General features: G+C 72.3%; 21 protein-coding genes. 12 read left to right on the forward strand and 9 right to left on the reverse strand.

The genetic code is table 11. From position 1 onward, the window contains the following. The first annotated feature begins 19 nt into the window (after window positions 1-19). Window positions 20-1,648 carry a succinic semialdehyde dehydrogenase gene (locus OG737_RS18340; protein ID WP_405921761.1) on the forward strand — a complete coding sequence of 543 codons (1,629 nt, stop codon included), beginning with the start codon at window positions 20-22 and terminating at the stop codon, window positions 1,646-1,648. A 9-nt stretch (window positions 1,649-1,657) separates the two neighbouring features. Next, the gene (locus tag OG737_RS18345; protein ID WP_328927203.1) at window positions 1,658-3,448 is read left to right on the forward strand and encodes a GMC family oxidoreductase; all 1,791 of its coding nucleotides are present in this window, start codon (window positions 1,658-1,660) and stop codon (window positions 3,446-3,448) included. Between the two features lie 446 nt (window positions 3,449-3,894). On the opposite strand, the gene OG737_RS18350 is transcribed toward OG737_RS18345, so the two are convergent. Beyond that, window positions 3,895-4,158: a chorismate mutase gene (locus tag OG737_RS18350; RefSeq protein WP_328927204.1), complete on the reverse strand. Its 264-nt coding sequence runs from the start codon at window positions 4,156-4,158 to the stop codon at window positions 3,895-3,897. Window positions 4,159-4,452: 294 nt separating this feature from the next. Between OG737_RS18350 and guaA the strand changes: the two genes are divergently transcribed. The 4 genes from guaA to OG737_RS18370 all read left to right on the forward strand — a co-directional run bounded on the left by guaA (window position 4,453) and on the right by OG737_RS18370 (window position 8,903). Continuing rightward, window positions 4,453-6,039 carry a glutamine-hydrolyzing GMP synthase gene (guaA, locus tag OG737_RS18355; protein ID WP_328927205.1) on the forward strand — a complete coding sequence of 529 codons (1,587 nt, stop codon included), beginning with the start codon at window positions 4,453-4,455 and terminating at the stop codon, window positions 6,037-6,039. A 147-nt stretch (window positions 6,040-6,186) separates the two neighbouring features. Further along, window positions 6,187-7,020 (forward strand): class II aldolase/adducin family protein, encoded by an 834-nt coding sequence (locus OG737_RS18360; protein WP_328927206.1) that lies wholly within the window; start codon window positions 6,187-6,189, stop codon window positions 7,018-7,020. A gap of 94 nt (window positions 7,021-7,114) precedes the next feature. Then, window positions 7,115-8,371: a hypothetical protein gene (locus OG737_RS18365; RefSeq protein WP_328927207.1), complete on the forward strand. Its 1,257-nt coding sequence runs from the start codon at window positions 7,115-7,117 to the stop codon at window positions 8,369-8,371. 19 nt (window positions 8,372-8,390) lie between these two features. Beyond that, complete coding sequence (locus tag OG737_RS18370; protein WP_328927208.1) at window positions 8,391-8,903, forward strand: DoxX family protein; 513 nt, start codon at window positions 8,391-8,393, stop codon at window positions 8,901-8,903. Here OG737_RS18370 and OG737_RS18375 read toward each other — a convergent pair. After that, on the reverse strand, window positions 8,849-9,073 hold the full coding sequence (locus OG737_RS18375) for a hypothetical protein (RefSeq protein ID WP_328927209.1): 225 nt from the start codon (window positions 9,071-9,073) through the stop codon (window positions 8,849-8,851). The two genes, OG737_RS18370 and OG737_RS18375, sit on opposite strands and share 55 nt — an antisense overlap. Next, window positions 9,060-10,385 (reverse strand): PspC domain-containing protein, encoded by a 1,326-nt coding sequence (locus OG737_RS18380; protein WP_328927210.1) that lies wholly within the window; start codon window positions 10,383-10,385, stop codon window positions 9,060-9,062. The genes OG737_RS18375 and OG737_RS18380 overlap by 14 nt, the downstream gene beginning before the upstream one ends. A 132-nt stretch (window positions 10,386-10,517) precedes the next feature. Here OG737_RS18380 and OG737_RS18385 point away from each other — a divergent pair, with 132 nt between their 5' ends. The 3 genes from OG737_RS18385 (at window position 10,518) to OG737_RS18395 (ending at window position 13,707) form a co-directional block, all read left to right on the forward strand. Next, complete coding sequence (locus tag OG737_RS18385; protein ID WP_405921762.1) at window positions 10,518-11,813, forward strand: PspC domain-containing protein; 1,296 nt, start codon at window positions 10,518-10,520, stop codon at window positions 11,811-11,813. Beyond that, the gene (locus OG737_RS18390) at window positions 11,810-12,511 is read left to right on the forward strand and encodes a response regulator transcription factor (RefSeq protein WP_328927212.1); all 702 of its coding nucleotides are present in this window, start codon (window positions 11,810-11,812) and stop codon (window positions 12,509-12,511) included. Before OG737_RS18385 ends, OG737_RS18390 begins: the two co-directional genes overlap by 4 nt. Window positions 12,512-12,594: 83 nt before the next feature. Continuing rightward, window positions 12,595-13,707 (forward strand): alpha/beta hydrolase-fold protein, encoded by a 1,113-nt coding sequence (locus OG737_RS18395; protein WP_328927213.1) that lies wholly within the window; start codon window positions 12,595-12,597, stop codon window positions 13,705-13,707. Window positions 13,708-13,731: 24 nt separating this feature from the next. Here OG737_RS18395 and OG737_RS18400 read toward each other — a convergent pair whose 3' ends face one another. From OG737_RS18400 to OG737_RS18410, 3 genes are all read right to left on the reverse strand, one after another. Further along, a complete protein-coding gene (locus OG737_RS18400) occupies window positions 13,732-14,808 on the reverse strand; it encodes an NlpC/P60 family protein (protein ID WP_405921763.1) in 1,077 nt (358 codons plus the stop codon). Between the two features lie 128 nt (window positions 14,809-14,936). After that, window positions 14,937-15,290, reverse strand: a complete 354-nt coding sequence (locus tag OG737_RS18405) for a hypothetical protein (protein WP_328927215.1) — start codon at window positions 15,288-15,290, stop codon at window positions 14,937-14,939. 120 nt (window positions 15,291-15,410) lie between these two features. Then, window positions 15,411-16,319 carry an alpha/beta hydrolase gene (locus OG737_RS18410; RefSeq protein WP_328927216.1) on the reverse strand — a complete coding sequence of 303 codons (909 nt, stop codon included), beginning with the start codon at window positions 16,317-16,319 and terminating at the stop codon, window positions 15,411-15,413. Window positions 16,320-16,460: 141 nt separating this feature from the next. On the opposite strand from OG737_RS18410, the gene OG737_RS18415 reads away from it, so the two are divergent. Both OG737_RS18415 and pcrA read left to right on the forward strand, forming a co-directional pair. Then, window positions 16,461-16,802, forward strand: a complete 342-nt coding sequence (locus tag OG737_RS18415; RefSeq protein ID WP_328927217.1) for a metalloregulator ArsR/SmtB family transcription factor — start codon at window positions 16,461-16,463, stop codon at window positions 16,800-16,802. A 12-nt stretch (window positions 16,803-16,814) separates the two neighbouring features. After that, window positions 16,815-19,349: a DNA helicase PcrA gene (gene pcrA, locus OG737_RS18420; protein WP_328927218.1), complete on the forward strand. Its 2,535-nt coding sequence runs from the start codon at window positions 16,815-16,817 to the stop codon at window positions 19,347-19,349. A gap of 74 nt (window positions 19,350-19,423) precedes the next feature. Here pcrA and OG737_RS18425 read toward each other — a convergent pair whose 3' ends face one another. Further along, complete coding sequence (locus OG737_RS18425; RefSeq protein ID WP_405921764.1) at window positions 19,424-20,983, reverse strand: peptidoglycan DD-metalloendopeptidase family protein; 1,560 nt, start codon at window positions 20,981-20,983, stop codon at window positions 19,424-19,426. A gap of 222 nt (window positions 20,984-21,205) precedes the next feature. After that, on the reverse strand, window positions 21,206-22,012 hold the full coding sequence (locus OG737_RS18430) for an alpha/beta fold hydrolase (RefSeq protein ID WP_328927220.1): 807 nt from the start codon (window positions 22,010-22,012) through the stop codon (window positions 21,206-21,208). Window positions 22,013-22,186: 174 nt separating this feature from the next. On the opposite strand from OG737_RS18430, the gene OG737_RS18435 reads away from it, so the two are divergent. Next, a complete protein-coding gene (locus tag OG737_RS18435) occupies window positions 22,187-22,588 on the forward strand; it encodes a cobalamin B12-binding domain-containing protein (RefSeq protein WP_328927221.1) in 402 nt (133 codons plus the stop codon). Between the two features lie 89 nt (window positions 22,589-22,677). Here OG737_RS18435 and OG737_RS18440 read toward each other — a convergent pair whose 3' ends face one another. After that, entirely contained in the window at window positions 22,678-24,270 is a 1,593-nt protein-coding gene (locus OG737_RS18440; RefSeq protein ID WP_405921765.1) for a DUF5691 domain-containing protein, read from the reverse strand. Between the last annotated feature and the right edge of the window lie 67 nt (window positions 24,271-24,337).

The following is a 24,337-nucleotide window of genomic DNA, read 5'->3' on the forward strand; positions in this document are numbered from 1 at the left end:
GCGCAATACGCTCACCGCCATGACGGACTCGCAGGCCCCGGCCCCCCTCCGCACCGCACCGGAACCCACCAACCCGGTCGCCCCGGCCCCGGCCGGCGCCCGCACCGCCGCCGACGTGGTGACCCCCGACCTGATCGCCCGCCTCACCCGCGGGGTGATCGGCTCCGGCCGCACCGCCAACCACACCCCCTTCACCGGGGACCGGCTGGCCGAGCTCCCCGAGGCCACCCCCGAGGACGTCGCCGAGGCGTTCGGCCGGGCCCGCGCCGCCCAGCCCGCGTGGGCCGCCCTCCCCGCACGCAAGCGGGCCGCGGTCCTGCTCCGCTTCCACGACCTGGTCCTCGCCCGGCAGGCCGAGGTCCTCGACCTCATCCAGCTGGAGACCGGCAAGGCCCGCCTGCACGCCCACGAAGAGGTCCAGGCGGTCGCCGTCTCCGCCCGCCACTACGGCCGCAAGGCCCCCTCGTACCTGCGCCCCAAGGGCCACACGGGCGCGATGCCCACCCTCACCAAGGTCACCGAGCTGCGCCAGCCGCGCGGGGTCGTCGGCCAGATCGCGCCCTGGAACTACCCGCTGGAGCTCTCCGTCGGTGACGCCCTGCCCGCCTTCGCGGCAGGCAACGCGCTCGTCATGAAGCCCGACACCGAGACCGCGCTGACCGCCCTGTGGGCCCGCGACCTGCTGATCGAGGCCGGCCTGCCCGCGGAGGTCTTCCAGATCGTCCTCGGTGAGGGCCCCGTCGTCGGCCCCGAGGTCGTCCGGCACGCCGACTACGTCTCCTTCACCGGCTCCACCCGCACCGGCCGCGAGGTCGCCCGGGGCGCGGCCGACCGCCTCGTCGGCGTCACTCTCGAGCTGGGCGGCAAGAACGCGATGCTGGTCCTGCACGACGCCGACATCGAGAAGGCCGCGGCGGGCGCCGTCCGCGCCTGCTTCTCCTCCGCCGGCCAGCTGTGCATCTCCATCGAGCGGCTCTACGTCCACGCCTCGATCGCCGACGCGTTCGTGGCCCGCTTCGCCGCCCGGACGAAGGCGATGCGCCTCGGCAAGTCCCTCGCCTACGGCGCCGACATGGGATCGCTCGTCGGCGAGCGCCAGCTGGAGACCGTACAGCGGCACGTGGACGAGGCCGTCGCCAAGGGCGCCACCCTCGTCGCGGGCGGCACCGCCCGCCCCGACATAGGCCCCCTCTTCTACGAGCCCACCATCCTCGACGGCGTCGAGGCACCCATGGCGGTGTGCGGCGAGGAGACCTTCGGCCCGGTCGTCTCCATCTACCGCTTCACCGACGAGGAGCAGGCGATCGCGGACGCCAACGCCACCTCCTACGGCCTGAACTCCAGCGTCTGGACCAAGGACTCCCGCCGCGGCCACGCGGTCGCAGCCCGCCTGCGCACCGGCACCGTCAACATCAACGAGGGCTACGCCCCCGCCTACGGCAGCGCCCAGGCGCCCATGGGCGGCATGAAGGACTCCGGCCTCGGCCGCCGCCACGGCTCCGAGGGCATCCTCAAGTACACCGAGGCCCAGACCGTCGCCCACCAGCGGCTCCTGCCGATGGCGCCCTCGCTGGGCATGGACGACGAGAAGTACGCGGCGTTCATGACCCGCAGCCTCAAGGTCATGAAGGCTCTCCGACTGCGCTAAGGGGTACCCGTGTCGCACGACGACGCATACGACTACGACGTCATCGTCATCGGATCGGGCTTCGGGGGGTCGGTCTCGGCCCTGCGTCTCACCGAGAAGGGCTACCGGGTCGGCGTCCTGGAGGCCGGCCGCCGGTTCACCCGCGAGAGCCTGCCCAAGAACAGCTGGGACCTGCGGAACTACCTGTGGGCCCCGGCCCTCGGGCTGTACGGGATCCAGCGGATCCACCTGCTCGGCAATGTCATGGTGCTCGCGGGCGCCGGCGTGGGCGGCGGCTCGCTCAACTACGCCAACACCCTGTACGTGCCGCCCACCGCCTTCTTCGAGGACCGGCAGTGGGCGTCGATCACCGACTGGCGCGACGAGCTCACCCCGTACTACGACCAGGCCAAGCGGATGCTCGGCGTGCGCCTCAACCCGACCATGACCCCCTCCGACGTCCACCTCAAGGCGGCCGCCGAGAAGATGGGCGTGGCGGACTCCTTCCACATGGCCCCGGTCGGCGTGTTCTTCGGGGACGGCGCGGACGCCGGGGGCGGCTGCGAGGCCCGCCCCGGCCAGGAGGTCCCCGACCCGTACTTCGGCGGCGCGGGGCCCGCCCGCAAGGCCTGCACCGAGTGCGGCGAGTGCATGACCGGCTGCCGTCACGGCGCGAAGAACACCCTGAACGAGAACTACCTGCACCTCGCCGAGCGCGCGGGCGCCGTCATCCACCCCATGACCACGGTCACCGCGCTCTCCGAACACCCCGAGGGCGGCTACCGGGTCCGTACCGTCCCCACCGACGGCCGCCGCTCCGGCAGGGCCAAGGTGCTGCGCGCCCGGTACGTGGTCGTCGCGGCGGGCACGTACGGCACCCAGACCCTGCTGCACACGATGAAGGACCTGGGCGAGCTGCCGAAGATCTCGGAGAGGCTCGGCGACCTGACCCGGACCAACTCGGAGGGCCTGGTCGGCGCGCAGACCGACGACCGCCGCTACCGCAAACGGCACGGCGCCGACCGGCGGGCCGACTTCACCCGGGGCGTGGCGATCACCTCCTCGGTGCACCCCAACGACGACACCCACATCGAGCCGGTCCGCTACGGCAAGGGCTCCAACGCCATGGGGTTCATGACCGTCCTCCAGGTGCCCTACGCCAAGCACCGGGTCCGGGCCTGGTTCGCCCGCACCGCCCGCCACCCGCTGCAGCTGGTCCGCTCGCTCTCCAACCGTCGCTGGTCGGAGCGGACGATCATCGGCCTGGTCATGCAGTCGCTGGACAACTCCCTGACGACCTACCGCAAGCCCGGCGGGATCGGGAAGGGCCTGCTGACCGCCCGCCAGGGCCACGGCGCCCCGAACCCGGTGCAGATCGCGGAGGCCACCCAGGCCGCGACGCTGCTCGCCGAGGAGATCAACGGCTTCCCCGGCAGCAACGTCGGCGAGCTGATGGGGACACCGCTGACCGCGCACTTCCTCGGTGGCTGCCCGATCGGCGCCTCCGCGGGGGAGGGTGTGGTGGACCCGTACCACCGGCTCTACGGGCACCCGGGGATCTCGGTGGTGGACGGTTCGGCGGTCTCCGCGAACCTCGGGGTCAACCCGTCGCTGACGATCACGGCGCAGGCCGAGCGGGCGATGTCGTACTGGCCGAACAAGGGCGAGCAGGACCCGCGGCCGGAGCCGGGGGAGGGATACGTGCGCCTCGCGGCGGTGGAGCCGGTCCGCCCGGCCGTCCCGAAGGAGGCCTTCGGTGCGCTGCGGCTGCCGTTCCTGGCGGTCCCGGAAGTCCCGCCGAAGGCCGCGGACCCGGCCTGACGACCGGGTCGGTACCGCGCTCCCCCTCCGAGCGCGGTACCCACCGCGGTACATGAGTGACAGGCAGTCGGTACGGATGGTTGTACCGGAATCCCGGGGCCCGGGCTGTGGCGTCGATCACACAGCGAAGTGTGCATGTGCTACGTGAGGGGTCTGAAGGGCCCGGGGGCTCGCGAGCGGACCGCGGAACGCGGAACGCCGAACGGCCGACCCGGGGCGTCCCCTGGGCCGGCCGTCCTTCGCGGGGTGACCGGGCTGCTGTCCCCTGCCGTCCGGTCACGCGAGGGAGCGAGGTCCCACGACGCACGCTCCACGGGGCGTGCGTCTCATCGCTCCGGCGGAGCCACGCGTGGTGTTGCGGTCGTCCCGCGCCTGGCTGGCGCGGACATCCTCACCAACGAAGGGCCCCGGCGGCGGTCACGGGCCGGACGAGTGACGAACACCCGTCAGACGCGGCCCCGGCACAGCTCCAGCAGCGTCATGGCCAGGGTCGTGCCGGGCTTTCCGAGGGCGTCGCTCCAGTGCGAGAGCACCTCCATCTCGCGCGACAGGTGCACCCGGCGACCGCCGGAGGTGATCCGGGCCTCCTGGATGACCGTCGAGACGGCCATGCGTTCCTGGATCAGGCCGATGATCCGGTCGTCGAGGGCGTCGATGCGCGCGCGGGAGTCGGCGATCAGCTGCTCGGGGGTGGTGGTGATCGTGTTCATGGTCGGTCTCCTGCCGGGTGGGGGCCCACAGGCCGGAGAACGCGAGCGCCCCGGTCCTGTCGGACCGGGGCGCTCTGGGAAGTCAGCGGCTCAAGCGAGCATCACGATGACCCATGGCGACCGGACCGGCCGGTGCCATAGGTAAAGAGGAAGCTCAGCTGCTTGCGCATGAAGGGGATTATTGCCTTCCGTCCCCCTCCCGGCCAACCGGGTTCGGATGGTGAGACGAATAGGTGGGTGCGTCCCCCGTTAGAATCGACAAAACAGCCACCTCTTCCGCCGGAAGGCCGCCCCGTGCCAGAAGCACCCTCCGCCGCCCACGACAGCGCCCCGGACACGGTTCTCGTCGTCGACTTCGGCGCCCAGTACGCCCAGCTCATCGCCCGTCGCGTCCGCGAGGCACGGGTCTACAGCGAGATCGTGCCGAGCTCGATGCCCGTCGACGAGATGCTGGCCAAGAACCCCAAGGCGATCATCCTCTCCGGCGGCCCGTCCTCCGTGTACGAGGAGGGTGCCCCGCAGCTCGACCGTTCCCTGTTCGAGGCCGGTGTCCCCGTCTTCGGCATGTGCTACGGCTTCCAGCTGATGGCGACCACCCTCGGTGGCCAGGTCGACAACACCGGCGCCCGCGAGTACGGCCGCACCCCGCTGGCCGTCTCGAAGGCCGGTTCCACCCTCTTCGAGGGCACCCCCGAGCAGCAGTCGGTGTGGATGTCCCACGGCGACGCCTGCTCCGCCGCCCCCGAGGGCTTCAGCGTCACCGCGTCGACCGACGTCGTCCCGGTCGCGGCCTTCGAGAACGACGAGAAGAAGCTGTACGGGGTCCAGTACCACCCCGAGGTCATGCACTCCACGCACGGCCAGCAGATCCTGGAGCACTTCCTCTACCGCGGCGCCGGCCTGGCCCCCACCTGGACCACCGGCAACATCGTCGAGGAGCAGATCGCCGCCATCCGCGAGCAGGTCGGCGACAAGCGCGCCATCTGCGGCCTCTCCGGCGGCGTGGACTCCGCGGTCGCGGCAGCCCTCGTGCAGAAGGCCATCGGCTCGCAGCTGACCTGCGTGTACGTGGACCACGGTCTGATGCGCAAGGGCGAGACCGAGCAGGTCGAGAAGGACTTCGTCGCCGCCACCGGCGTGCAGCTGAAGGTCGTCGACGCGCAGGAGCGCTTCCTGAACGCGCTGGCCGGGGTCTCCGACCCGGAGACCAAGCGCAAGATCATCGGCCGCGAGTTCATCCGCGTCTTCGAGCAGGCCCAGCTGGAGATCCTCCAGGAGGACGGCCCCGCGGTCGCCTTCCTGGTCCAGGGCACCCTGTACCCGGACGTGGTCGAGTCCGGCGGCGGCACCGGTACCGCGAACATCAAGTCCCACCACAACGTGGGCGGTCTTCCCGACGACATCGAGTTCGAGCTCGTCGAGCCGCTGCGCCAGCTGTTCAAGGACGAGGTCCGGATGGTCGGCCAGGAGCTCGGCCTGCCCGACGAGATCGTCCAGCGCCAGCCCTTCCCGGGCCCCGGCCTCGGCATCCGCATCGTCGGCGAGGTCACCAAGGAGCGCCTGGACCTGCTGCGCGAGGCCGACGCGATCGCCCGCCACGAGCTCACCGCGGCCGGCCTGGACCGCGAGATCTGGCAGTGCCCGGTCGTCCTGCTCGCGGACGTCCGCAGCGTCGGCGTCCAGGGCGACGGCCGCACCTACGGCCACCCGATCGTGCTGCGCCCCGTCTCCTCCGAGGACGCGATGACCGCGGACTGGACGCGCATGCCGTACGAGGTGCTCGCGCGGATCTCCACCCGCATCACCAACGAGGTGCCGGACGTGAACCGTGTGGTCCTGGACTGCACGAGCAAGCCCCCGGGCACCATCGAGTGGGAGTAAGGGGCCCCGCCCCGTCCGACGGCGCCGCCGCTCAGCCTGGCTGAGCGGCGGCGCCGTCGTTTCGTGCGTGCGCGGCTCTGTTCTCCTCGCGCGGGGAGAAGTACCTTGCGCCGGCGACGGCGGAGCCGAACAGAGGGAGAGCGGGCGATGGCCGAGGAGACGGCGATGCCGGGCGTGCGGCCCGCCCCGGTGCCGGTGGAACGGCTGCGCCTGGACCTGCCCCCCGTGCACGGCTCCGTCCGGGAAGCGCGCGCACACCGCAAGGAACGGCTCGCCGAGGCGCTGCGGCTGCTGGGGCGGCTCGGGTACGAGGACGGGGTGGCCGGGCACGTCAGTGCGCGGGACCCGGAGTTCGAGGACTGCTACTGGGTGAACCCCTTCGGGCGGGCCTTCGGCGGGCTGACCCCCGCGGACCTGCTGCTGGTCGACGGGGACGGACGGGTGCTCCAGGGGGAGCGCCGGGTCAACGAGCTGGCCTTCGCCGTGCACGCGGCCGTCCACCGGGAGCGCCCCGAGGTGGTGGCCGTCGTGCGCACGCAGGCCCCGTACCTTCGCGCGCTGGCCGCCCTCGGCGAACTGCTGGCTCCCGTCACCCAGGAGGCCTGCGCCTTCTACGAGGACCACGCGCTGCTGGACGAGTTCGAGGCGGACGGGGCCGTCGGCGCCGCGCGGATCGGGCGCGCGCTGGGCCCGTACAAGGCGCTGATCCTGCGCAACCGGGGGCTGCTGACGGTAGGGGGTTCGGTGGACGCCGCGGTCTGGTGGTTCCTCGCGGCGGAGCGGGCGGCGCAGGCGCAGCTGATCGCGCGGGCGGCCGGGAAACCGGTGCTCATCGACCACCACAGCGCGGTCGCCACCCGGGAGCGGTTCGGGTCCGACCTGGCGGCCTGGGTGAGCTACCAGCCGGTCCGCCAGAGCGTGGCCCAGGCCGTGGCCCAGGAGGTGGGCCCAGGAGGTGGCGTCAACATCATGAACCGTTAATCACCTGCTCTGACATCGTGGGCAATCCGGAACACTGCCGCAGTGGTGCACAATTCGCTGGCACTGCACCGTTGTTCAGAGAGGCGGCACGCACGTGGCTGTCCAAGAGATCTCCCGAAGTACCCATACCGCCGCCTGCACCTGCGAGGAGTGCGTGCGGGTAGGGCACCGCCGCGCCGTCGCCGCCTTCCGGGAGAAGCGCGACGAGTTCGCCGCGGGGCAGGGGGTGCCGGCCGCCGTGGCCCACTCCCTCGGAGCGTCCCGCCAGTGGGTCTCCGACGAGCTGACGCTGTCGGCCCGCAGCGTCGCCGACCGCGGCCGGGAGGCCGGGAGCTCCTGGCTGTACCTGTTCTCGCGGCGGGCCGTGCTCGCCGTGTGGATCGCCGCCGGGGTCCTGCTCCTCCTCCAGGTCGGCACCGCGCTCGGCACCGGCTGGTCCACGGCCCGCACCGCCGGACTGCTGACGGCCCTGGCGCTGGCCGGGCTGCTCACCGTCGCGGCCCGCGCCCAGTCGGTGCGCGGCGGACTCCTCGCCCCGCTCGTCGGCGAGGACAACCGGCTGTCCACCTCCAAGACGGTGCCCAGTGCCTGGGTGGTGCTGACGGCGTTCGCCGCACTGCTGCCCGCGCTGCGGCTGGCGGCCTCGTCGCCCGGCCCGGAGCGGCAGGCGCTGTACGCGGGACTGGCGCTGGACCGGGCGCTGCCCCTGCTGGCGGTGGTCTCGCTGACCTCCGTCGTGGCCGTGCTGGTGCGCCGGGTGGTCTCCGTACGGATCATGGGTCAGCGGCTGCAGAAGCTGCCCGCCGACCGGCCGCGGGGGGTGGACCTGCTGACGGACGACGCGGGGCGCGGCAGCTTCCCGGACGCGCAGTACATGCTCGTCTCGACGGTGGTGCTGGCCTACGCGGCGGCGTCGCTGGCCCGCTTCCCGGACCGGCTGCCGCGGCTCCCGTGGGCGCTGGCCCTGCTGATGGCCCTGTCGGCCGCGGTGTACCTGGCGGCCAAGTACGCGGAGGGCACCCGCCCGCTGGTGCTGTCGGTGGTGCGCAGACGGGAGCCCGGGGACCTGGACGCGGCCGTCCGCCCCGGGGACGACATCGAGATCCGGGGGGTGGGCTTCGTGCCGCCCGGGGCGCAGACTCCGGAGATGCTGGCCCGGCTGGTGGTGCGGATCGGGGCGGTCCACGTGCACGTGCCGCTGGTCCCGGTGGCGGGCGGGTTCACCAACCCTTCCGACGCCGTGCTGACCGTGCCGGTCCCGGCGGAAGTGGAACCGGGACGCGTCGAGATCCAGGTGGTGACCGCCGCCGGAGTGGAATCCAACCGCTGCACCATCGACGTGGCCGAGTGAACGGGGTACACATGCCCCCATGACCCGAACTGATGTCTCGGCTGTCCTCCCGCCGAAGCGCTCCTCGCTGAAGGAGACGGCGGCCCGGCACGCCCTGCTGCCCCTGCGGATCTTCCTCGGCGTGACCTTCGTCTACGCGGGTCTGGACAAGCTGACCGACTCCGCGTTCCTCTCCGCCTCCGGTGCGGGCTCCATCGGCGAGCTGATGCGCGGGGTGCGCGACACCTCAGCCGTCCCCGCCCTCGTGGACCTGGCGCTGAAGGCCCCCGTCGGCTTCGCGGTGGCCCTGGCCATCGGGGAGATCCTGGTGGGCCTCGGGGTGCTGGCCGGCCTGCTGACACGCGTCGCGGCCCTGGGCGGAGCGCTGATCTCGCTCAGCCTGTGGCTCACGGTGTCGTGGGCGGTGACCCCGTACTACTACGGCAACGACCTGATCTACCTGATGGCCTGGACCCCGCTGATCCTCGCCGGGGCGCCCTACCTGTCCCTCGACTCGGTGATCCGATCGCGCTGGTCACGGCGTACGGCGTAGGTCACCATCCCCACGAGCGCCGCGAGCGAGAGCCCGCCCAGCGCGATCGGGACCACGACGAACCACGGCACGTCGGCCTCGCCGCTGCTTCTCAGCAGGTACAGCACGCCCGCCACCAGCAGGGCCAGCCCCGCGATCAGCCGCCCCGGCTGGAACTCATGACGCCGCACGGGCCACCTCCACCTGTCCCACACCCGCGTTCAGGTGCAGCTTGATCGTCCCGCCGGCCTCGGTGCCCGCGGGGGGCACCAGGGTCTCCTGCTGGTGCTCGCCGCCGCCGCGGATCCGTACGTCCTGGCTCGTGTCCCCGGGCATCCGGATGTCGCCCAGCTCGATCGTGACGTCGGCCTCGGCCGTCACCTCCCGGGGCACGATCACCTTGAGCCGGCCCGCGTCGAGGGAGGCGGCGACGGCCAGGGTGGTGCCCTTCGGCACGTCCAGCCGGCTGAGGTCCAAGGTGGCGAAGCCGGTGTCCGCCTCGTACACGGGCCGTACGTCGGCCACCGCGGCCGGACGCCACTCGGTGTCCCGCCAGTCGGTGCCGATCTCCTGGGGCAGCACGGCCGCGACCGCGAGCAGCCCCGAGGTCAGCAGGGCCAGCACGACCGTGCCGAAGCCGGTCCGCCCCAGCAGGGAACTGACCGCGAGGCCGAGGCCGAAGACGACCAGCGCGGCGGCGAGCCCGGTCTGCAGGGCCTCGCCCAGCGGGTGGCCCTCCCAGTTCACCGCCGTGCCGACGATCCCGGCGATCAGCGCCAGCACGAAGACCCGGCCGCCGATCCCGCCGCGCGGAGCCGCGACGGCGGGCGCCTTCGCGGCCTTCTTCGGAGCACCGGCGGAGCGCACCGCGTCGGCGGTGTCGTCCGGCCCCCACAGGTACCCCGTGGCGCCGACCGGGCCCGTGGTGCCGTCCTTGACCAGCGGGTCGCGCCACCACGACGGGGCGCCCGGGGCGGGCGGAGCCTTCGTCTCCGGCGGGGCGGGCGAGTGCGCGTCGGGGGCCTGCGCCTCCGGGGGCTGGACGAGGCGCCGCCGCTGAGACCAGTACGAGGCACCGCCCAGCGCCAGGATGACCAGTACCGAGAAGACCGCGAGGCCGCCGTTGTCCAGCATCGACAGGAACAGCGCGCAGCCCACCAGGGCGGCGAACACCGCCGCGAGCGTGGCGCCCTCGACCCGGCCGGTCAGCATCTTCTTCGCCTCGCTGTCGTCCTCGCCCTCCAGGGGGAGCAGCAGCCAGGCGAACCCGTAGAAGATCAGCCCGACGCCGCCGGTGACGGCGAGGACACCGAGGACGATCCGGAAGACCACCGGGTCCAGGTCGAAGTACCGGCCCAGCCCTCCGCACACGCCCGCGAGGACCTTGTCGCGCTTGCTGCGGCGCAGGGGAGGCCGGGCGTCGGGGTACTGGGGTGCCCCGGGATCCTCTCCCGGGCTTCGTCCGGAGGAACTCCCAGGCGGGGCGTCGTGTACTTCGGTCATGGGTCCATGGTGACGGGCCCCGGCCGCCGTCGGCATCGGGCCCGACCCTGGCACAACCCTGATATCCGCGAAGCCGAATTGGGGGGCAGCCCTGATGTCCGCACCGCGCCCGCGCGTGTGACCATCGGTGACATGCCCGTAGCTGCCGCCCCCCGCCCCCCGCTCGTGTCCGACATAGAGGACGTTCCGCAGCGCAAGCTCTACCGCAGCGCCGAAGGACGGATGCTCGGCGGTGTCGCGCGCGGTCTCGCCGGGCACCTCGGGCTGCAGGTGATCTGGGTCCGGCTGGCCTTCCTGGGCCTGTTCATGTGGGGGGACGGCCTCGGCGTGCTGCTGTACGCCGCCTTCTGGGTGTTCGTACCGCTGGGCGTCGGCGGCCGCGCCGGGCACCGCTCCTACTTCGAGACCCTGCCCGACGGCACCCGCCGCCTGCGCAAACCCGACCGGGGGCAGATCACCGCGCTGATCGCCCTGTGCATCGGCGCGGGCATCTTCATCTCCAAGGTCCAGCTCGGCGGCGCCTCCGGCCGGTACGTGTGGCCGACGCTGCTGGTCGGGGCCGGGGTGGTGCTCGTATGGCGACAGGCGGACAATTCCCGCCGCGCCCACTGGAACGAGTCCGCCGCGCGGAACGGGCGCCTGCTCCCCGTCGCCCGGGCGCTCGCGGGCGTCGTCCTGGTCGGCGTGGGCCTCACCGTCTTCATCGTCGTACGCGGCTCCGCGGCGCAGCTCGGCAACGTCCTCACCGCCACCCTCGCCGTGCTCGTCGGCGTCGCCCTGCTCGCCGGACCCTGGCTGATCCGGATGACCCAGGACCTCTCCGAGGAGCGACTGATGCGCATCCGCGCCCAGGAGCGCGCCGAGGTCGCCGCCCACGTGCACGACTCCGTCCTGCACACCCTCACCCTGATCCAGCGCAACGCCGAGGACGTCGGAGAGGTACGCCGGCTCGCGCGGGCCCAGGAACGGGAGCTGCGGAACTGGCTGTACAAGCCCGAGGGCACCGGCAAGGACGAGGCCGAGGAGGCGGCCACCCTGGCGGAGGCCGTGAAGAAGACCGCCGCCGAGGTGGAGGACCACCACGGCGTCCCCATCGAGGTCGTGGTCGTCGGCGACTGCCCGCTCGACGAGCGGCTGGCCGCACAGATCCAGGCCGCGCGCGAGGCAATGGTCAACGCCGCCAAGTACGGTGGCGAGGGCGGGCCCGTGCAGGTGTACGCGGAGGTGGAGGGGCAGACGGTGTTCGTGTCCGTACGGGACCGGGGACCGGGCTTCGACATGGACGCGGTACCGGACGACCGCATGGGCGTACGAGAATCGATCATCGGCCGGATGCAGCGCAACGGCGGGACCGCACGGCTGCGGTCCGCGCCCGACGGCGGCACGGAAGTCGAGCTGGAGATGGAGAGGGCGGCGAACGCAGCATGACCGAGGCAGCTGGGACGACCGAGAACGGGACCGAGGCCCGGCGCGTCCGGGTGGTGCTCGTCGACGACCACCGGATGTTCCGCACCGGCGTACAGGCCGAGATCGGCGAGACCGCACGGACGGGGGTCGAGGTCGTCGGCGAGGCCGCCGACGTCGACCAGGCCATCACCGTCATCACGGCCACCCGGCCCGAGGTCGTCCTGCTGGACGTGCACCTGCCCGGGGGCGGCGGGGTCGAGGTGCTGCGGCGCTGCGCCCCGCTGATGTCGGCGGCCGAGAACCCCGTACGGTTCCTGGCCCTGTCCGTGTCGGATGCGGCAGAGGATGTCATCGGGGTCATCCGGGGCGGCGCGCGCGGCTACGTCACCAAGACCATCACCGGCACCGACCTGGTGGACTCGGTGTTCCGGGTGCAGGACGGGGACGCGGTGTTCTCGCCGCGGCTGGCGGGCTTCGTGCTCGACGCCTTCGCCTCGTCGGACGCGCCGCCCGTGGACGAGGACCTGGACCGCCTCACCCAGCGCGAGCGCGAGGTGCTGCGGCTGATCGCGCGCGGGTACGCGTACAAGGAGATCGCCAAGCAGCTCTTCATCTCGGTGAAGACGGTGGAGTCGCACGTCTCGGCGGTGCTGCGCAAGCTCCAGCTCTCCAACCGGCACGAGCTGACCCGCTGGGCGACGGCGCGCCGCCTGGTGTGACCGGCCGGTAGGGAACGGTGTGACCCATGCCGCAGGCCCCCCGGGCAACCGGGGCGGGCCGCGGCGCCCTCTACGTTGCCGTGATGAGCTTGACGGGGACTCCCCTGTTCGTGACGGTGATCGTACTGACCGTGATCGCCGTCCTCCTTCCGCTGGCCGTGTGGAGCAAGGTGCGCGGGCCTGCCGCCGTGCGCGTGGCCACCCGTGCCCTGATGGTGGTGTTCGCCCAGGTCACCGCCGTCGCGGTGGTGTTCATCGCGCTCAACCGGGACATGAACTTCTACGCCTCCTGGGGCGATCTGTTCGGCACCGGCAAGTACGTCACGGCCGCCCCCGACCTCGGGCCGGACGGGCTCGGCGGGAAGAAGGTCGCGGAGGTCAAGGCCGAGCCGAAGGTGAAGCAGAACTTCGAGCCGGTCGAGGGCCTCGGCGGCCGGGTCCGCAAGACGGAGCTCGACGGCAAGATCTCCGGGGTCAAGGGCGACGTCATGGTGTGGCTGCCGCCCCAGTACGACGACCCGGCCTTCAAGGACAAGAAGTTCCCCGTGGTCGAGCTGATCCCGGGCATACCGGGGACGGGCAAGTCCTGGTTCCAGGGGCTCAAGGCGCACGAGGTACTGGAGCCGCTGATGAAGAGCGGCAAGGTGCAGCCGTTCATCCTGGTCTCACCGCGCGCCATGCTGGTCGGCAACGCCGACACCGGCTGCGCCAACATCCCCGGCAAGGTCAACGCCGACAGCTGGTTCAGCGTCGACGTCCGCAAGATGGTCACCGACAACTTCCGGGTCTCGGACGAGGCCCGCACCTGGGGTGTGGCCGGGTACTCGGCCGGTGCGTACTGCGCGGCCAAGCTGGCGATCGCCCACCCCGACCGCTACAGCGCGGCCGTCTCCCTGTCCGGTTACAACGACCCCGGCCAGGAGCCCACTTCCCTGGTGGCCCAGGACCCGCAGATGCGCACCACGCACAACCTGAAGAACGTGCTGAAGGCCGCGCCGAAGCCGCCCGCGGTCTCGCTGTGGATGTCGGGGGCCGAGCAGGACGGCTACCTGTCCGGCACGGACCTCAAGGGGATCGCGCAGAGCCCGACGGTGGTGCACGCGGAGAAGGTGGTCGGCGGCCACAACCTCGAATCGTGGTCGAAGCAGCTGCCCCAGACCTTCCAGTGGCTCAGCACCGTGGTCAAGACGCCGTAGCGGCCGTTGCGGGGGCGGGAGGCGCTACGCGGGACGGGAGGCGCCTGCCCACGGCATCGAGTCGATCGGTGCCACCCGGACCGTGGAACCGGGCCGCGGGGCGTGGATCATCTGGCCGTTGCCGATGTACATCCCGACGTGTGTGACTCCGGAGTAGAAGAACACCAGGTCGCCGGGGGCCAGCTGGTCGCGGGAGACGCGCTGTCCGGCATTGATCTGGGTGTAGGTGGTGCGGGGGAGGGAGACCCCGGCCGCGCGCCAGGCCGCCTGGGTCAGGCCCGAGCAGTCGAAGGACCCCGGACCCGTCGCGCCCCACACGTACGGCTTGCCGATCGCCCCGTGCGCGAAGGCCACGGCGCGGGCCGCGCGCGATTCTCCGCCGACCCGCGCCGGGGCCGATGCCGGGGCGGACGCCGGGGACTGCGCGGACTGCGGGCCGGAGACGGGGGCGGCCCCGGCCGTACGGGCCTCGTACGCGGCCCGCTGCTCGGCGGTGAGCTTGGCCAGCAGCTGCTTGGCGGTGGCGAGCTTGCCCTCGATCTCAGCCTTGCGCCGGGCGAGTTCGTCCCGCTGCGCGCGCAGCTCGGCGAGCCGCCCGCCGGCTTGCTCCCGCAGTGTGGCGACCTCGTCGAGCTTGCGGCGCACGGTGCTGATCCCGGCAGCATTGCGGTCCCCGGCGCGGTTGATGAGGGAGGCCTGGGAGAGGTACTCCTGCGGGTCCCTGGCCGTCGCGAGTTTCACCGCGGTGCCCAGGGACCCGCCGTTGCGGTACTGGCCGGCCGCGAGCGAACCGAGCGTGCCGCGGGCGGCGTTGAGCTGATCGGTCTTGCGGGCGGTCTCGTCGCGCAGTCCCGTCAGCGCCTGCTCGGCCTCGTCGGCCTTCTGCTTCGCCCCGTTGTACCGCTCGGTCGCCGCCTCCGCCTCCTCGTAGAGCCGGTCCACCTCCGACTCGACCTGCCCGGCGGTGGGCTGCGGGTCGGCCTGGGAGGTGCCTTCGAAGGCGGTGGCGGTGGCAGCGCCCGCGAGGGCGAGGGTGGTGGCGGCGGTCCGTACGGTGCCGCCGGAAAGCGGGCGCTGCCTGGGCTTTCGATGACTGGCCACGAGGGCCTCACGTCCTTCCTCCGTCGGTGCTTGGAGGAGGACGCTAGACCCGGAGGTAACGGCTGGATGACGGGTGACCGCAAGTGGCCTGATGCGACCGGGGATGGCCGCGCGGGACCGAAGCGGGATCAGTGCCAGAGGGTGGCGATGAAGATATTGACCACGGTCAGTCCGCCGACCGCGCCGAACAGCGCCTTCTCCACCCGCTCCTCGTCGCGCTTGACGTAGACGAGGGAGAGGATCACGAAGAGGATCGCGAGCTTCGCGCCGATCTTGATGTTGTTGACGGCGGAGCCGTCCATCTCGTTGAAGCCGACCAGGAGCACGCCGGTCACCAGCATGGTCAGCGCGCCGTGCAGCATGGCGGGCACGAAGCGGGCGGTGCCCGCGCCCATCGCCTTCATCTGGGTCAGGAAGCCGCCGAGGAGCGAGGCTATCCCGATGATGTGCAGGCCGACGAAGACATTGATCAGGACGGTCATGCGTCGAGCGTACGGGGCGGTCGTCCGCGGTCTTCGAGCGGGCCGGGAGGTGGGCCGGGAGGTGGTCTGGGACGTGGTCTGGGACGTGGGCCGCGGGCCCGGCCGGAGGGTGGCGGGCCGTCACCCGAAGAACGTCGTCAACTCGTCGACGACGGCCTGCGGCTGTTCCTCCGGGAGGTAGTGCCCGCTGCCGTCGACGCGGACGACCCGGGTGTCGGTGCCCAGCGCGGGGACCGCCGCCACCAGGCGTCCGTAGTTGCTGTGCTCCCCGCCGAGGGCGAGCAGCGGGGCGGTCACGGGGGCGTAGGCCGCGAGGTCGGCGATGTCCTGGCCGAAGGCGCGGTACCAGCCGTTGCCGGCCCGGATCGCGTCCGGGGAGTCGTAGGCCCGCGCGTACACCGCGCGGGAGTGGGCGTCGATGGAGGCGGGGTCGGCCGTCATGGCGGCGAACAGCCAGTCCAGCAGGAGGTGGTAGCGGCCGGCGAGGAGCTGCTCGGGCAGCCCGTGCACCTGGTTGAAGGCGAACCACCACAGGTGGCGGACGGGGCCGGGCTGGGGGAGCAGCGGCATCCGGGTCCAGGACTCCTCGGGGTGCGAGACGTCGAGGAGGGCGACCCGGTCCGTGGCCTCGGGGTGGTTGGCGGCGTACGCGTAGGCGACCATCGCGCCGATGTCGTGCCCCGCGACGTGGGCCCGGCCGATGTCCAGGTGCTTCAGGAGGGCGTGGACATCGGCGGCCATCGTCTTCTTGTCGTACCCCTCATCCGGCCCCTCTTCCGGCTTGGCGGAGCCGCCCATGCCGCGCAGGTCCACGGCGATCACCCGGTACCGGCGGGCCAGGGCCGGCATCACTTTGTGCCACTGCCACCAGGTCTGCGGCCAGCCGCCGAGGAGGACGAGGGGTTCGCCGCCGCCGCCCTCCACGTAGTGCAGGCGGGTGCCGTTGACCTCGGCGTGGTGGCTGGTGAAGCCGCCGTCGAGGGAGGCGGCGAGGGAGGCGTCGTCGAGCGGGGCGGTGGTGGCGGGCATGGGAGTCCTCACGTCGGAACGTCGGAGTGTCGGAGCGCCGGAACGTCCGAATGACCGTACGAAGATCTCGTACAGTCGAGACCGTACGAGATTTTCGTACGGTTGGTCAATGTCCGTTCGGGTTTTGCGTACAGTTGCTGCATGGCCGCCGAAGCGCTCCACCACCCCGACGCCGCCCGGATCGCACTGGTCGAGGTCCTGGCGGCCCTCGGTCATCCGGTGCGGCTGGAGATCGTCCGGACCCTCGCCGGCTCGGAGTCGGAGGTCTACTGCGGTGCGGTGGCCGAAGGCCTGCCCCGTTCCACCGTCACCCACCACCTGCGCACACTGCGCGAGGCCGGCGTGATCTGTCAGCGCCCCGAGGGCCGCAAGCTCTTCCTGACCCTGCGCCGAGCGGACCTGGAGCAGCGCTTCCCGGGTCTGCTGGCGCTCGCCGTAGGCGATTTTCCGGGCCCGGAACCGGCTGTCGGTCCCGCCCCCTAGACTCGGAATGCGATGAGCAGCCTCTTTGACGACAGTTTCCTGGCGGACCTCACCCCCTCCGACGAGGTCCCGCCGCCGCCCGAGGACCACGCCGCCCCGGAAGCGGGCGCGGACGACCTCTTCGGGGGCCGGTTCGACGTGCCCATGACCGGGGACGCGTACTACCGGGACGGCGCCCCCAGGCCCGTCATCGACCCGGCGGCGCTCCTGGACGGGCTGAATGAGCAGCAGGCCGCGGCCGTGGTGCACGCGGGCTCCCCGCTGCTCATCGTGGCCGGCGCCGGCTCCGGCAAGACCCGGGTGCTGACCCACCGCATCGGCCACCTGCTGGCCGCGCGGAACGTCCACCCCGGCCAGATCCTGGCGATCACCTTCACCAACAAGGCCGCCGGTGAGATGAAGGAGCGCGTGGAGGGCCTGGTCGGCCCGCGGGCGAACGCCATGTGGGTCTCCACCTTCCACAGCGCGTGCGTGCGCATCCTGCGCCGCGAGTCCAAGCGGCTCGGCTTCACGTCCTCGTTCTCGATCTACGACGCCGCCGACTCGAAGCGCCTGATGGCGCTCGTCTGCCGCGACCTGGACCTGGACCCGAAGAAGTTCCCGCCCAAGGCCTTCAACGCCAAGATCTCCAACCTGAAGAACGAGCTGATCGACGAGGAAGCCTTCGCCGACCAGGCCGTGGACGGCTTCGAGAAGACCCTCGCCCAGGCGTACGCGATGTACCAGGGGCGGCTGCGCGAGGCCAACGCGCTCGACTTCGACGACATCATCATGACCACCGTCCACCTGCTCCAGGCCTTCCCGGACGTCGCCGAGCACTACCGGCGCCGCTTCCGGCACGTCCTGGTGGACGAGTACCAGGACACCAACCACGCCCAGTACACGCTCGTGCGCGAGCTGGTCGGCACCGGCTACCCGGACCTGCCGCCCGCCGAGGTGTGCGTGGTGGGTGACGCCGACCAGTCGATCTACGCCTTCCGCGGCGCGACCATCCGCAACATCCTCCAGTTCGAGGAGGACTACAAGGACGCGACGACGATCCTGCTGGAGCAGAACTACCGCTCCACGCAGACGATCCTCTCCGCGGCCAACGCGGTCATCGAGCGCAACGAGAACCGCCGCGCCAAGAACCTGTGGACCGAGGCCGGCAGCGGCGCCGTGATCACCGGCTACGTCGCGGACACCGAGCACGACGAGGCGCAGTTCATCGCCGACGAGATCGACCGGCTGACGGACGCCGGGGAGACCAAGGCCGGGGACGTCGCGATCTTCTACCGGACCAACGCGCAGTCGCGCGTGTTCGAGGAGATCTTCATCCGGGTCGGGCTGCCCTACAAGGTCGTCGGCGGCGTCCGCTTCTACGAGCGCAAGGAGGTCCGCGACGTCCTCGCGTACCTGCGCGTCCTCGCGAACCCGGAGGACAACGTCCCGCTCCGCCGCATCCTGAACGTGCCCAAGCGCGGCATCGGCGAGCGCGCCGAGGCGATGATCGACGCCCTCGCGATGCGCGAGAAGATCACCTTCCCGCAGGCGCTGCGGCGCGTGGACGAGGCCTTCGGCATGGCCGCGCGCTCGACCAACGCGGTGAAGCGGTTCAACGTGCTGATGGAGGAGCTCCGTACGATCGTCGACTCCGGCGCGGGCCCCGCGGTGGTGCTGGAGGCGGTGCTGGAGCGCACGGGCTACCTCACCGAGCTCCAGGCGTCGACCGACCCGCAGGACGAGACGCGGATCGAGAACCTCCAGGAACTGGCGGCGGTGGCACTGGAGTTCGAGCAGGGGCGCGAGGCGGCGGCCACCGAGGCGGCCGAGGCCGGCGCCCCGGCTCCTGGCCCCGGCACGCTCGCCGAGTTCCTGGAACAGGTCGCGCTCGTCGCCGACTCCGACCAGATCCCGGACGAGGACACCGACGGCAGCGGCGTCATCACGCTCATGACCCTGCACACCGCCAAGGGCCTGGAGTTCCCCGTGGTCTTCCTGACCGGCATGGAGGACGGGGTCTTCCCGCACATGCGGTCGCTGGGCCAGACCAAGGAGCTGGAGGAGGAGCGCCGCCTCGCGTACGTCGGCATCACGCGTGCCCGCGAGCGGCTGTATCTGACCCGGTCCTCGATGCGCAGTGCGTGGGGGACCCCCTCGTACAACCCGCCGTCGCGGTTCCTGGAGGAGATCCCGGCCGAGTACCTGCAGTGGAAGCGCACGGGCGCCTCTCAGAAGCCGGCCGGGCCGATGCGGAGTTCGGGCTACGGGTCTTCGGGCTCGGGTTCGGGCTTCGGCGGCGGCAAGGCCTCGTTCGGCACCTCGCCGGAGGCGTTCCTGTCCTCGTCGCGTACGAAGTCGGGCCCGTCCGGGTTCGCGACGCGCCGGGCCGCCGACAAGCCGGTCATCACCCTCGTGGTCGGGGACCGGGTCACGCACGACCAGTTCGGGCTCGGGACCGTCATGGAGGTCAAGGGAGCGGGCGCGGACGCGCAGGCCACCATCGATTTCGGGGACGACAAGCCGAAGCGGCTGCTGCTGCGCTACGCGCCGGTGCAGAAGCTCTGACCCCCTTCGGGGGGCCGGGGGCTCAGGGGTCCAGGGGGCCCGGAGGGCCCAGGGGTTCGCCGGGATACGTCGGGTTACGTCGGGTCCAGGCCGTGGCTGCGGAGCCACGGCAGGGGGTCGATCGCGGACCCGCCGCCGGGCCGTACCTCGAAGTGGAGGTGCGGGCCGGTGGAGTTGCCGGAGTTGCCCGAGTAGGCGATGACGTCGCCGGCCTTCACCTTGCCGGACCGGATCTTGGTGCTGCTGAGGTGGCAGTACCAGGTCTCGGTGCCGTCGGGCGAGGTCACTATGGCCATGTTCCCGTAGGCGCTGTTCCACTGCGTGCGCACGGTGCCGTCGGTGGCGGCCATGACCGGGGTGCCGTAGGAGACCGGGAAGTCGATGCCCGTGTGCACGGACATCCACATGCCGCCCGCCTGGCCGAAGCTGGCGCTGAGGCCGTGCTGCCCGACGGGGATCGCGAACTTGGGGCGGGCCGCTTCCTTGGCCGCGGCCTCCTCCGCCTTCTTCTTCTTCTCATCGTCCTGGCGCTGGCGCAGGTCGATGCGCTCCTGCGTGCGGCTCGCGCGGTCCGCGAAGTCGCCCGCGTCGGCGCTGAGCGCCGCCAGCTGGGTGTCGAGCTTCGTGTTCGCCGCGACGGGCTTGACGGAGGCCGGGTCGGGCGCGGCCATCGTGGTGGTGTCCTCGCTGGGCTTGTCCGTGCCGGTGAGCCCGCCGACGGAGGCGGCGGCGACGCCGGCGACGCCCATCACGCAGGCGGAGGGGACGGCCACGGTCAACAAGGCGGAACGCTTCGCCGGGGTGCGGCGACGGCTGCTGCCGGCCTTCGCGCCGGCCTTGGTGCCCGCCTTGGTGTCGCCCTTGGCGGTGGTCCGGCGCGCGGCGCGCGGCACGGAGGTCAGGGGTACGGCCTGGGTGGGGAGGTCGTACGCCTCGGGCACCTCGTACGCTTCGTGCGCCTCGTCCGCTTCGGGTGCCCCGGGTGTTTCGGGCGCTTCGTCGGTGACGGGCTCGAAGACCGCGGTCTCGCTGTAGGGCGCCTCGTAGGTGTACTCCTGCGCGTACTCCTGCTCCGGCTGCGCGTACTCCTGCTCCTGCTGCGCGGGCTGCTGGTACTCGTACCCGTACGTGTAGCCGGTCTCGGGCTGCTGCTGCGGCTGGGTCTGCGTCTCCGGGACGGAGTTCCAGGCGGTGGCGTCGTACGCCCCCGTCTCGGTGCCGGTGAGGGTGCCGTAGCCCGGCATCGACCAGTGGCCGGTCTGCTCGGCGGAGGTCTCGTAGTCGAAGGAGGCCTGCGGCTGCTGGTACTCGGTGTAGCCGGAGTAGTCCGCGCTCGGGGCGCTCGGGGTGCTCCAGGCGTTCGTGTCCCTCCCCCAGCTACCGCTGGGAGGTGCCCCCAGCCCGGTGCCGTCCGCAGGGACACCCTGGGCCGGGATCGAGCACAGGTAGGGGTCCTGCGAGGTCCACGCGGTGGTGTCGTACGCGCCGGTCTCGTAGGAGCCGTATGCCGCGTAGTTGACCCCCTGGCCCTGCGTTTCGTAGGAAACGTAGGTCGAGTCACCAGCGAAAGTGGCGGTGGCAAGGCCGTCATACCCGGGATCCGGGTACTGGCCCGGCGAGGGGCGGTCGTTCACCAACTTCTCTTTCGCCTCGGCAGTGGGGGCCTGGGTGGCCGGGGAACTCGTGGTTCACCGGAGGAGAGCAGTGGCGTGACTGTACCCGGCGGTTACTGGCAACGACAATCTTCGGAGGACGTCCATATCCCGGGAACCGGGCATTCGGCCGTCTTTCGGTCGCACAAAGACGCACCCTTGGCCTTGAGTTCGAAATTCGTTCGACTCTTCGTCGTTGTGCGTCTATGCGACGGACGTGGCTTCCGAGCTCCCCGACACGGCCGTCGCGGGCCCGTCGAGGGCGCGCAGGACCGCCGCGATCACGGTGGGATGCGCGGGCAGGGCGAGATGCCCGATGCCGGTGACCTGCACGTTCTCCACGCGCAGATCCGGATGCTCGATCCGGGCCGTACCGACCGGGGCCATCAGCGCGTCGAACTCGCTCCAGAACGCCACACATCGGGTCGCGCAGCCGGGCGCGGGCGCGGCCAGTTCGGCGAGCACCTCGGAGTCGGGGCGCATCTGCCGGACCAGCGGGTGCGCGTCCATGAAGGGGGCGACCGACGTGCCGGAATGCGGGGTGCCGAGCGTGACGAGCGTCCGGACGCGGGCGTCGCCGCCGAGGCGCTGGATGTAGTACCGGGCGACCAGTCCGCCCAGGCTGTGGCCGACCAGGTCCACCTGCTCCTGCCCGGTGCGCGTGCACAGTTCCTCGACGCGCCGGGCCAGATGGCGGGCGGTCACGCGCAGGTCGCGGGTGAAGGGCGAATAGTTGTACGCCTCCACGTGCCGGCGGCCCCCCGCCCCGAGGGCGCGGCGCAGTAGGACGAAGACGGAACGGTTGTCGGAGAACCCGTGGAGGAGGAGGGCGGGCGGGCGCGTCGCGGACGTCGCGGACGAGCGTGTCGCCGGTGGACCGGCGCCGACCTTCTCCTGGCACACTCCGGTGGGATACAGGAGGAGGTGCCCGCCGAGCACGATCACCTCGAGCGCTCCGGCCCGCAGCGCGGCGCCGGATACGGGAATGGACACGGGTACGCACAGCCCCATCGATGGCCTCCCCTGAGCCTTCTGGGACTGCGGCCGGTCGCGCCACCGTGCCGTGCGGCTGCCGGCACGGTGGCGCAATGCCGTCCCACGTGTGATTTCCCCCTCCTGGTTGACCGTGAAACGGCGGCGTGCGCGATGCTGTACTTAACGTTCGTTCACTCGGGAGGCAGTGCGATGGGTGTGACCGGTCCGATCCGTGTGGTGGTGGCCAAGCCGGGTCTCGACGGCCACGACCGCGGCGCGAAGGTGATCGCGCGGGCGCTGCGTGACGCGGGCATGGAGGTCATCTACACCGGCCTCCACCAGACCCCCGAGCAGATCGTGGACACCGCCATCCAGGAGGACGCCGACGCCATCGGCCTCTCGATCCTCTCCGGCGCCCACAACACGCTCTTCGTGCGCGTGCTGGAACTCCTCAAGGAGCGCGACGCGGAGGACATCAAGGTCTTCGGCGGCGGCATCATTCCGGAGGACGACATCGCCCCCCTGAAGGAGAAGGGCGTGGCCGAGATCTTCACCCCGGGCGCGACCACGACCTCCATCGTCGACTGGGTCCGCGGCAACGTCCGCCAGTAGCCGTCCCACGGCCGTCCGGCGCGGGATCCGGGGCGGAGCCCCGGGATCTTCGAGCCCCGCCACCGCCACCCCGCCCCCGGAGGGCGGGGTCAGGCCGGGGCCAGCTCCGCCAGCATCGCCTCGCGCAGGCGAAGGGTGGCCACCAGCCGCTGAAAGGCCTCCGCCCAGTACGCGGCGGCGCCGGACTCCGCCTCCGGCGGCGCCGAGGCCGCCGCGGTCAGTATCTCCAGCCGCCCCGCCTCCGCAGGGTCGAGGCAGCGCTCCGCCAGCCCCATCACCCCGCTGAAGCTCCACGGGTAGCTGCCCGCCTCCCGGGCGGAGTCCAGCGCGTCGACCACGGCCCGCCCCAGCGCCCCGGCCCACGGCACCACGCACACCCCGAGCAGCTGGAACGCCTCCGACAGCCCGTGGGCCCGTATGAACTCCGCTACCCAGTCCGCCCGTTCCCCGTCCGACAGGGTCTCCAGCAGCTTCGCCCGCTCCGCCAGTGAGGCCGTCCCCGGCCCCGCCGCGGGCGGCGCGGACGCCGGGCCGAGCAGAGCCCGCGACCACCGCGCGTCGCGCTGGCGCACCGCCGCCCGGCACCAGGCCGCGTGCAGTTCCTCCCGCCACTCCTCGCCCCCGGCCACCGGGAGCGCCACGATCTCCGCCGGGCCGAGCCCACCGAACCGATCCCGCCAGCAGGACAGCGGGGCCGCCTCCACCAACTGGCCGAGCCACCAGGCCCGTTCCCCGCGTCCGGCGGGGGGCCGCTTGACCACCCCGTCCCGCAGCATTCGCGCATCGCACTCGGCCGGCGGGGTCACCCCCTCGGGGCCCACGCATGCCAGGGCGCGCTCCGCCATCCGCCCGGCCAGCGCCGAGCCCGGCAGCGCCGACAGCAGCTCGGCCGCCGTCGCGCGGACATTGCGGCTGCGGTCGCCCAGGGCGGCCTCCAGGAACGGCTCGTCCTGCGGCGACAGCCCCGCCCGCAGCGAATCGAGGAACATCAGCCGGTCCTCGGCCCGCTCGGTGGCCCAGGTCGTCGCCAGCAGCCTCGGCGCGGCCGCCGCCTCGTGGGCCCGTACGGCACCCAACAGCGCCACCCGCTCCGCGAACAGCCCCTCCTGCCACAGCCGTTCCACCGCGGCCCCGTCCGTCACGTCCGGCAGCTCCCCGGCTCCTCCGGCTCCGCCGCGCAGGGCGAACCGCCAGTCCGGATTCAGCCGCGCCAGCCACATCCCCCGCGCCCCGGCCAGCGCCAGCGCCGGTGCCCTCAGATCCGTACGGGTCCGGGCCGCGTCCAGCAGCGCGGGCACGAGCGCGGCCGGTGAGCGGTAACCGTGCCGGCCGGCCGCGGCCAGCCACTGCGGCAGCAGCTCCGTCAGATCCGGGGCCGCGCCGCGCCGGCCGCCGCTCGCCGCGGCGGTCCGGCCGGCCAGCAGTTGCGCGAGCCGCTGCCGGGCCGCCGCCGGTGGTGCCGGCCGCGGGTCCCGGGGCGCGGGCTGCGGGCGCGGGCCCGCCTCGGCCGGCCGCAGCCCCGCCCGGCGCCGCACGGTGTGCACGGCCGCCGCGTCCAGCAAGGCCTCCGGCGAGCCGGCCGGGCCCCCGCCCCGGCGCCGGTCGGTGCCCAGCAGTGCGGCGCCGACCAGCTCCTCCCAGTCCCCGTACCCCTCGTCGTACCCCTCGTCGCCCGTGACCATCGAACCCCTCCCTCTGCCCTCTGCGAGTCCTGCGCTCCGATCCCGCCCCCTCCGCGGGACCGGAGCT

Source organism: Streptomyces sp. NBC_00122 (assembly GCF_045160845.1).
Taxonomy (GTDB): domain Bacteria; phylum Actinomycetota; class Actinomycetes; order Streptomycetales; family Streptomycetaceae; genus Streptomyces.